Here is a 9,944-nt window from a genome sequence, read left to right on the forward strand (position 1 = left end):
GCTGTCGAAGACGGCGATCATTGAATGGCGTCTTTACGCCATCAGATGCAGATGGTTGTCCCAGAGCCCCGCCGGCAATTCCAGGGGCCTGGCGACCAGTTCGTCCTGGCGGCAATCGTAGTAGCGGCAGCGCCCCTGGCCCGAGGTCACCACGAAGCCATCCTTCACCGCGCCGACGCCGGCGCAATCGGGCAACGGCGCGTCGAGGCGCACTTCGCCGCTGTCCAGATCCCAGATGAAGAACCGGTTGCCGCGCGGTGCGGTCAGGGCGACCAGGCGCAGGTCGCTGTGGACGGCGACGCTGGCGGTGTAATGACCCATCGACTGCAACTGATGCTCCGGCACCGGGAACGCCACGAACGGCTGGCCCGGACGCTTGATCGCGAGCAATTCGGAGCGTTCGTGGGACGCGCCCATGAATTGCTGGCCGGCGACGATGGTGCCGTCGCTGGCGATCCCCAAGTGACGCACGCTGTTCATCTGCTGGGCCAGGGTTTCCTTGCTCAGCAGGGTGCCGTCGCGTTGCATCAGCACCAGGCTCGGTTCCATGGCGTCGAGATTCATGTCGACCCGGCTTTCGGCCTCGGTGCGAATTCCGCCGTTGGCCACCACCAGCGTCTCGCCGTCGGGCATCCACGACACCTGATGCGGGCCGAGGCCGTGGGTGGAGATCTCGCCGCTGTGTACCAGCCGCTCGCCTTCGAACCTGTACACCCCGAGCAGGCCACGGCCCGGATCGGATGTGTCGTTTTCGGTGGCGTAGAGGTAATCACCGCTGTGGTGAATCACCGCGTGGCCGTAGAAGTGCCGGTTGGCCTGCGAGGTCACGGTTTGCAGGAGCGCCCCGTCGCGCAGGTCGATCAGGTAGCTTTCGGTGCCTGGACGTCGGGCGACGAACAAGGCAATCGGCAGCATCGGGTGATTGATGATGTCGTGGCAGCGCTGGCCGACCTCGGTGGCGAACACCCGGGTGCCGTCCAGCCGATAGCCGACGGCGTAGTGTTTGCCGTCGGTGTCGTCCCGCGCCGACAGCAGCAGCGGGCTCTGATCCTTGCGTTTGAACAGCGTCCAGCCGCCCAGCGTCACTGCTCCCAGCAGCAAACTACCTAAAGTCAGAGCCTGGCGTCGCAGCATGGCACTTGCCCTCATCAGTCACCGTCGTTGGCGTTGAAGCCCAGTTGAATGCCCAGGGCCTTGGCCAGATCGCCTTCGTGCAGGCGATGGACGACGTTGAGGCTGTCGTAGATGTCGTTGAGCTGTTGGCGACCGGCGTCGTCTTCGAGCATCTCGCCGAGCGAGCGTTGCGTGCTGCCGAACAGTTTCAGCGAGGCCGCGTAGGCCGCGTCGATCTTGTCCGCCAGAGGTTTCTGTTCAGCCGGCAGCAGACCGCGCAGGCCTTTGTTGTCGACGCCTTCCCAGACGGTCTTGGCGGCGGCGAGGCTGGCTTCCAGTGCCGTCAGCGACGACTGGCTGCGCCAGGCATCGGCCTGGAACGGTTGCGGCACGCCCTTGCTCTGGCGGCCCATCGGTGTGCCGAGCTTTTTCTTCAGGGTGTCGAGGGCAGTGACCTGAACCCGCAGCAGATCGGCGATCGCTTCGTGGGAATCGGCGTAGCGCTGGTTCGGGAACTTGCTCATTTGCGCGAGCATGCCGTCGGTGTTGTTCCAGCTGCTGAGGATTTCCTCGGCCAGTTGTTTCTGGCGCTCGCCGATGGCGACCAGCAGCGGGCAGTACTTGGCTTTCTGCTCGGCGTTGGCGACGTCAGGCTTGCTGTCGAACAGGATGTATTCGTAAGCCGACAGGCCCTGGACCACGACGCTGGATTTGGCCAGCGCGGCGGCATCGATCTGCGGCTGGGCGATGACCAGTTGCTCGACCTGACGGCCGACGAGGTTTTTCTTGTCCGGCCAGAACTGCACCTGCCACGAACGGTTGCCCTCGGCCAGCGGGCCGATCAGCAGCGGTTGCAGCTCGGCCCAGGCTTTCTGCGCGTGCAGGAAGTCGGCGCGGGCGGTTTCCAGTGTCTCTTTACCCTGGCAGTAGGCGAGGGCGCTGACGGCCAGTTGGCGATCGGCTTCGACCCAACGGGTGTAGGTCGGCAGGATCACCGATTTGGCGATGGCCGCCGAGGTGACCGCTTGCGGGTCCTGCGGCGAGCAGGCGCCGAGGGCTAGCGCGGCAAGGCTGGTGAACAACAGTTTGGGACGGAACATGTCGGGCTCCCGCTATGGAATACGTTGTTAAAGGGAATTCAGGAACGCCAGCAGCGCGGCACGCTGTTGGGCATTGAAAGACAAAACCTGTTGCTGCGCGGCCTTTGCTTCGCCGCCATGCCAGAGCACGGCCTCGAGCAAGTTGCGCGCGCGGCCGTCATGCAGGAACTGGGTGTGGCCGTTGACCGTCTGCGTCAGGCCGATACCCCACAACGGTGGGGTGCGCCAGTCGCGGCCGGAGGCCTGGAATTCAGTGCGGTGGTCGGCCAGGCCTTCGCCCATGTCATGCAGCAGCAAATCGCTGTACGGGCGAATCACTTGATTGGCCAGTTCAGGTTCGGCCGCATTGGCGGCGGTGGTGTATTTGGGGGTGTGACAGGACTGGCAACCGGCCTGGAAAAACAGGTTCTTGCCGGCCAGCACCTGGGCATCGTTGACGCCACGGCGCGCCGGCACCGCCAGGTTGCGGCTGTAGAACAGCACCAGACGCAGGATGTTGTCGCTGACTTCCGGCTCGCCATCCGGCCCGTTGCCGTTCGGCGCCTGTTTGCAGGCAGTTTGTGCGTCGGTGCAGTCATCGAAGGGTCGCAGGCTGGTGGTGAGGCCCATATCACCAGAAAACGCGTGAACATTCTGTTGATTGAGGTTGGGTTGCCCGGCCTTCCAGCCGAACCGGCCCATCACGGTTTTTTGCAGGGCGTCATCCCAGACCCGGTTCGGCCGGCCGTTGATGCCATTGTTGTCTTTGGCCTGGGCAGCGGCGTTGGCGAGGATCGCTTCTTCGGGGATCGCTTCGAGCAGGCCGAGGCCGATCATCGGCGGCGCGACCCGTGCCGAGAAGCGCGTGTCCGGGTGCATAGGGCCGTAGCCGAGCTGCGTGATCTGCAAGCTCGGCTGGCGCAACTCGACTTCGGTGCCGTCCTTGAAACGGACCGGCACCGGGGTGTACCCGACCCGCACCTTGCCTTCCGGAACGACGCCGGGCACGGCCATGTCCTGGAACTGCCCGCCATACACCGGCTCGGGCACCACGCCGACCTGCTCGATGAGCCTGGCGTAGGCCGGCGCGTCGGGGATCGACAGGCGCACCAGCATCGACACCGCATTGGCCGCATCCGGCGTTGGCGGATGGCCGCGACCGTCCTTGATGTGGCAGTTCTGGCAGGCGTTGGTATTGAACAGCGGGCCAAGGCCGTCGCGGGCGGTGGTGGTCGACGGCGCGATCACCCAGGGGCTGCGGAAGAAACTGTTGCCGACGCTGAAGTCCACCCGACGCGAGGGCGGCAGGTTGGCCGAGGGCAGGGAAAACGCGTTCTGATCGCTCTTGCGTACGGTCGCCGCACCGCCGGAACGGGCTTCACCCGGCTCGGCCTTGGTGAAACGCGGGGCGTCATCGCAGGCACTCAGGCCGAGGGCCAGAAACAGTGCGGACAAGCGAAGAGGCAGCGAGGGCATCAGACATCCTGCAAGAGGGGCAAAAATTCGAGGCGCAAAGTCTAACAGGGCGGGGGAGATTGAATAAGAGGAATTATCGTTTGCTTGATCGAGAGCAAAATCGGGTCGCCGGACGGCGCCCGATCATGGCCTATAACTATGTACCGCACGGGGGCAAGGACACGGGCGCAGCATGCCGGTTGTCTTTCATCCGGAGTTTGCCCCCATGCAGCATCCCGTTCGGTCGTCAGCGCGTGCCGTGTTGTCGAGCGCCAGAATCAACCCTGCCCAGACCACCCTGAAAGAGCAGATATCGGCGCTCGATCTGCAGATCGTCGAGCATTTTGCGAGCCGGCCGCATTTTCATGAGTTCGTCAGGCAGGCCTTCGAGAAACACTTCCCCGACCTTGCGCCGGCGCCTGACCTGCTGCGCTGCTTCATCAGCCACGGTGAGACGACGCCGCTCTCGGCGCAGCTTTCCGAGCGTGCCGACGCCAGCGAACCCGCTACCCGGTCCGACGCTGCTGCCGACAGTGCCGCCGCTCTGCCGGGGTTACCCCCCAGCCTGATGGACGCCGTTGTGCGGCGGATCGTCAGCGGTCAATCAGCCGCTTACGCGAAATACAAAGCGCTGTTCCATCGTGCTTCCGACAGCGGCGGCGAACCGGCCCTGTACAGCGCCTTGAAACCCGAAGCGTTCGATACCTTTCTCGATCAACTGGCCGACGCGGTACACACGCAATACACGCAGTACCTTCAGCGCTACTGGGCCAAAACCTTCAGTCCGACCGATGTGCGCAGCCACAAACAGTGGCTGGTGCAGATGCGAATCGAGCAGTTGAAGACCGAAGTCGCGCTGTTGAAAGGTGACGATCTGCTCAGCGCCGCCGCCGTGATTCTGTTCGAAACCGTGCTGCGTTACCCGCACGCGTCGGCCCGGCAAGCGCTGGAGGGCTATCGCCCGTGCGTGTACGCCGTGGCCCTGCAAGACGTCGCTGCCGAGGTGATGACGCTGCACGGCACGTTCGTCCTGACGGCACGGGATCCGCAGGATGCCGAGGTGGGCTGGGAAAGTGCGGTGAAAGCGCCGGTGGTCCGGCCCGTCGAGGCGAGCGCCAATGTCGGCCGGGTGCTGCTGTTCACGCCGAACAACGGGCTGGAAGAGTTCGATTCCCTGGCCAGTCTGGATCGCGAACTGCATCGACGCTTGAGTCATGCGGTCGAGTTCGCCGCGTTGAGCGTGCTGGTGGCGGACAAGGATCAGGCTCGGGTCATCGCGCTTCAGGGCACGGTAGCCGCGCGCGATCAACTGAAATACCTCGAACGTCTGGACTCTCCTTTCGACTACGCCATCGACTCGCAATGCCGGTTGCTCCAGACCAACCTTGAATCGACCTTCGCGCGTTATGTGAGGCAGGGTATCCACGCCGACATGGCGAATTTGCCGGCTGCGATTGATCGGGTGACCGACCTGCGACACGCCTTTGCCGTCGAGCCGATTCTGCAGGCCCGGCTGCGTAAACAATGCCAGGCGCGGCTGACTGCGTTCCTGAAGGATGCTTCCTCTGAGGATCGAGAAGCCTGGGCCGTTGCTCTGGAGAACTACACCGGGGCGCTCGCCAGCCTGCCGGAGTACGAAGGCCTGCCGTCGCTGGAGCAGTTCAGCGACCGGCGCGAATTGCTGGCCTACAGCAATCGGCAATTGCGCGCGGCGCTCGAAGCGGAACATGGCCTGAGGGTGAATCCGGACCACATCATCGTACACACCAGGGAGCCGGTGGTTCCGGTCAACCCGGTGCCGTCCGCCGCGCCCGGCACCAGCATCCGTGATCCCGGCGAGTTTCGCGTCGTGCATCGCCAGAAAACATTGACCGAAGCGGGGCTGGACAACGTCGCCAGCCATGACCTCAATTTCACCCGTTTCTCCAGACTCAGCCTGAAGACCGCTGTCGACGACAAGCATGGGCAAACCGTGCTGCCGGATACGCCGGAGAAAGCCAAGGCGTTTGCACCCTACGACGGTTTGACCCTGGAGCAGGTCAAGGCATTGATCCGAACGACCAACGTCGGTCAGAGCTATCAGGAATTTCTGCGCAAGAACCTGATCACCTCAGCGGCAGCGCTGGCCCGCAAGCAGTCATACGCCGACCTTGTCGAACGGCAGATGCGTCTTGAGGCCATCGAAGCCAGGATCAATGGCGACTTCATGCCCGACCGTCTGGAGCGAGGTTTCCATTGGGTGCAAGCGGTGCTGGATGCACCCGAGGACAGCGATCAGCGCAAAACCGTCGAGGGGCACCGGATACTCGTCGAGTACCTGCAACTGCGCGGGCAACGGGTGCGTGGCGTGCTGTTGTTCGCCACCGCGTCGGTCGCTGTCGGCTCGGTCGTGGTGTATACGCCGGGCGCGTCGGGCGGTCGGGTGTTTCACGAGTTTCGCAAAGACCAGTTCATCGCGGATTTTGTCCAGAGCAGTTCCTGGCGTGACTATTTGCTCGGCCGCATCGGGCTGGCCTCCCGGGCTCGAGTGCTGGCGATCCTGAAGGGGCAGGGTGATGTCTCGCAGGTCAACCGGGTGCGCATCGCTGGCAATCTGTTCGAAAATGCCTACGAGCACGAGGCCAGTTTCGTCTTGAATGACGCCACTGCCCAGGTCACCACCACTCAGCAGACCAACGTCGAGACCGGGATGCTCATCGCCACCACGGCGATCGATGTGTTGAGCATGGTGTTGCCGGTTCACGTGACACTGCCCATCGGTATTGCCAGGGGACTGTCATCGGTGTTCAGCGCGGTGGATCTGGCGCAGATCAATGATCGGGCCGGTGCTGCGCATCACATCGTCCGGGCGCTGGCCGAGTTTACCGGAGTGCTGGTCGACGGCGTGATGGGGGCGACACGGGTGCGGCCCCGCGCTCCTGCAACGACCAATCCGCGTGCGTTGAATCCGAAACTGGCGCTGAGACACAAGCCGGATGGCCTGCTGGCGTTGCCGGGATGGGAAGGCAAGGGCATCCACTATAAAAAACCTGCGGACGGCGTCGGCAAACTGTACTTCCTCAATGAGGGCAAGCGCTGGTATTCGATCATCGATGAAGGTTTTGAACAGGCCTGGCGCATCAGGGATGCGCGCAAACCGTTCCAGGGGTACTACCCGCCGATCCGCCTCGATGGACAGGGGCATTGGGAGGTGGGCACCTCTGCGCACGCCGGGTTGCTGGGCGGCAATTCACCGCAGGAAGCGCTGAAGCATCTGTATCCGTTCCTTGACGATGTACAGGTCAATCATGTGTTCGAAGCGTTCGCGTTTCCCCGTGGTCGTGAGATCGAGTTGGGTCTGAGTTTTGTCGAGCACCTGCGCTCGGGCATGGCGCTCGCATCGTTCGTTCAGTATCTGCGGGTGGGTGAGCAGGTCTTGCGCAGGCGTCTTCAGGGGCTGCCTGTGGCGGGTTTTTCCGGCGGTGGAGTGGTGAGCGAGGCGCCTGTGGCGAAGCGCCCGAGAGGCCAGCCGCCGCGCGTGCGCCCATCCGAGTCCCTGCCGGCAGCCCCCGCTCGGCCGCTTAACCAAAAGTTTCTCGATTGGGGGCAGCTTATCGATCCCGCTGAGTTTCAACTGCAAAGCGCCGAGTTCGGGATCTATCGGCGCACAGGCGGGGAGCAAGGTCTGCGAGGTCGCGACTACATCAAAATGGGCGAGCGCTATTACTCGATCCTGCCTGCGCACGACTCGTCGGCGCCTCACCTGGCCTATGTGTTCGACGAGGGCCTGGAGCTCAACCATTTTGCCCAGTTTGAATACCTGCTCTGGTCGGATCTGTTCAGTCAGCCGCGCCTGTTTCGTTCCAACGATGGGCTCTGGAGTACATCGATTGATCTGCCATTCGAAAAAACCATCACGTCTTACGTGGCCGATGCGTTTCCGGTGTTCCGCCTGAGCAGCCGCCACATCGCGCAAAAAATGTTCGAGCTGAGCAATCCCGATGGTCTGAATGCTTCGGGACTGGCAATGATCTACCGCACACTGAGAGCCTGGCGTGCCACCCTGGCGCCGGCCGACGCGTTGTGGGATCCGCTGTCGCTGTTGCCTGTGACGCCGAAGAACCTGGCAGGGCAGTGGCTGCTCGAGGGGTATTTCGGTCTCTACAAGCGGTTGCGGTTGAGCGCCGAGGGGGTCGATATCCTGCTGGACGCGGCCATCCGGACCGGAACCGAGGAGTCACTTCGGGCATTGATGTCCGAGCGGCTGGTCGCCAGCGGTTATGAAGTGTTCATGGGCTACCGTCTCGGTTCCGAACTGTTGTTCAAGCGGCCGGGACGTCCGCAAATGTTCTGGCTATCGTTGCGCCGGGTCGTCGGCAATGTGATCGAAGGCAGCCATTACGTTGCCCCACGGGTTGAACTGATGGATGCGCCCACCCAGGTGCTGCTCAACAAGTCTCGGGAGACTCATGAGCTGGTGGCGTTGGTGGGGGGCATGCGAACGCCGGTGGCGGGTTCGTCGACCGAGATCTTCATCATCCGGGTTTGAGCCCGGCCTGAAATGAAAAAGCCCCGAATGATCGGGGCTTTTTCATGAGGCGCGGTTGACGCTGTTGATCAGAACTCGTGATCGGCGTTGTCCGGGTTCAGGTCGGTGATCCCCAGTTTGCCGGCAGCCGCCTCGATCGAACCGGTCTGCTTGACCAGGGATGCGATGGCATCGCGCACGATCTGGTTGCCAGCGGTGTTGCCGGCGGCGATCAGCTGGTCGTAGTGCTCACCCTTGTTGGCGTGATCGACCATGACCTGGATCTTGGCTTCGGTGGCGGCCAGATCATCCTTCAGTGCCTTGTCGGCAGCCGGGTCAGCCTTGGCCACCAGCGACGACAGGCTGGCGCCGGTCAGCTTGGTGCCATCGACACGGGTGTATTCGCCCAGGTACACGTTGCGGATGCCTTTGGCATCGTAGAAGTGCGAGTTGTGGGTGTTGTCGCTGAAGCAATCCTGTTCGTCTTCCGGCGAGTTGGCTTCCAGGGAAACCTTCATGCGCTCGCCCGCCAGTTCGCCCAGGGACAGACTGCCCATGCCGAACAGCATCTTGCGCAGGCCGGCTTCGGCAGGCTCGGCTTCCAGGGTGGCGCGGTAGTTGTCGGCCACGTTCGGCTTCCAGTTGCCGACCATTTCTTCCAGATCGCTGACCAGAAGTTGGGTCACGGCCTTCAGGTAGGCACGACGACGGTCGTTGTGACCACCGGTAGCGCCGGCGCCTTCCAGGTAATCCGACGCCGGACGGTTGCCGGCGCCAGGGCCGGTGCCGTTCAGGTCCTGGCCCCAGAGCAGGAATTCGATGGCGTGGTAGCCGGTGGCAACGTTGGCTTCGGAACCGCCCAGCTCGTTGAGGCTGGCGAGTTTTTCCGGCGTGATGTCCTTGACGTCGACCTTGTCTTCGCCGACCTGCACTTCAGTGTTGGCGATGATATTGGCGGTAGCACCCGGGTTACCGAGGGCGTGTTCGTAGGACTTGTCGACGTAGTCGATCAGGCCTTCGTCCAGAGGCCAGGCGTTCACCTGACCTTCCCAGTCGTCGATGATGGTGTTGCCGAAGCGGAACGCCTCGCTCTGCAGATAAGGAACGCGAGCGGCGACCCAGGCAGCCTTAGCGGCTTTCAGGGTGTCGGCGTTCGGCTTGGCGAGGAACGCGTCGATGGCGGTTTGCAGGGTTTTCGCGGTGGATTCGGCATCGCTGTAGACGGCGTAGACCATGTCGGCGTAGTGCGACACAACGGCCTTGCCGGCGGCCTCGTCGACTTTACCGGCAGCGGTGGACGCAGGCGCGGCGGCCGGAGCGGTGCTGGCGGCTGGAGTCGGCGCCGGGGCGGCGGCCTTGTCTTTGTCTTTACCTTCGCCGCAACCGGCGAGGGAAATAGCGATGGCCAGCAGACTGGCGGTAGCCAGAGGCATACGAATCATGGCGAACATCCTGCTTCGGTAATTGAGTGGACTCGCGCGGGGGTGCGCAAAACTGCGACATAATGCAAATCTTTCGCATTATGTGTAAAGGGATGTGCTTGGAAATATTTCCTATTCATTTGTTGAAGACCAAAAGCCTCTCACCCTGAGGGCCTGGGTATGACTCACCCACATAGTTAACAAAACAGTTCAAGCACATAGGTAACAGTTTTTAACTGGCACTAGGTCGGCCCGAAGGCCGCCTTCGTGGGCAAGCCCACTCCCACAAAAGAGCAAAAGCAAAAGCAGCCTGCGAAGTCCACACCCGCTCCCCACCACTCAACACAATGAGCGTTAGCTCGAGTACCG

5 protein-coding genes are annotated in these 9,944 nt (G+C 62.8%); 1 reads left to right on the forward strand and 4 read right to left on the reverse strand.

All coding sequences use genetic code 11. The annotated features are described in order from the left end of the window. Positions 1–33: 33 nt before the first annotated feature. Genes KVQ74_RS23670 through KVQ74_RS23680 form a run of 3 tightly spaced genes read right to left on the reverse strand, consistent with a single transcriptional unit; the run spans position 34 to position 3,668 of the window. Entirely contained in the window at positions 34–1,134 is a 1,101-nt protein-coding gene (locus tag KVQ74_RS23670) for a DUF1513 domain-containing protein (RefSeq protein WP_217833796.1), read from the reverse strand. 14 nt (positions 1,135–1,148) lie between these two features. Then, the gene (locus KVQ74_RS23675) at positions 1,149–2,213 is read right to left on the reverse strand and encodes an imelysin family protein (RefSeq protein WP_217833797.1); all 1,065 of its coding nucleotides are present in this window, start codon (positions 2,211–2,213) and stop codon (positions 1,149–1,151) included. 27 nt (positions 2,214–2,240) lie between these two features. After that, complete coding sequence (locus tag KVQ74_RS23680) at positions 2,241–3,668, reverse strand: di-heme oxidoreductase family protein (protein WP_217833798.1); 1,428 nt, start codon at positions 3,666–3,668, stop codon at positions 2,241–2,243. Positions 3,669–3,873: 205 nt separating this feature from the next. Between KVQ74_RS23680 and KVQ74_RS23685 the strand changes: the two genes are divergently transcribed. Beyond that, on the forward strand, positions 3,874–8,175 hold the full coding sequence (locus KVQ74_RS23685; protein WP_225930145.1) for a dermonecrotic toxin domain-containing protein: 4,302 nt from the start codon (positions 3,874–3,876) through the stop codon (positions 8,173–8,175). Between the two features lie 68 nt (positions 8,176–8,243). Here the strand turns inward: KVQ74_RS23685 and KVQ74_RS23690 are convergent, their stop codons facing one another. Continuing rightward, entirely contained in the window at positions 8,244–9,596 is a 1,353-nt protein-coding gene (locus KVQ74_RS23690; protein ID WP_217833799.1) for an imelysin family protein, read from the reverse strand. Positions 9,597–9,944 lie beyond the last annotated feature (348 nt).

Origin of the sequence: Pseudomonas botevensis (assembly GCF_019145475.1) — a bacterium.
GTDB lineage: Bacteria > Pseudomonadota > Gammaproteobacteria > Pseudomonadales > Pseudomonadaceae > Aquipseudomonas > Aquipseudomonas botevensis.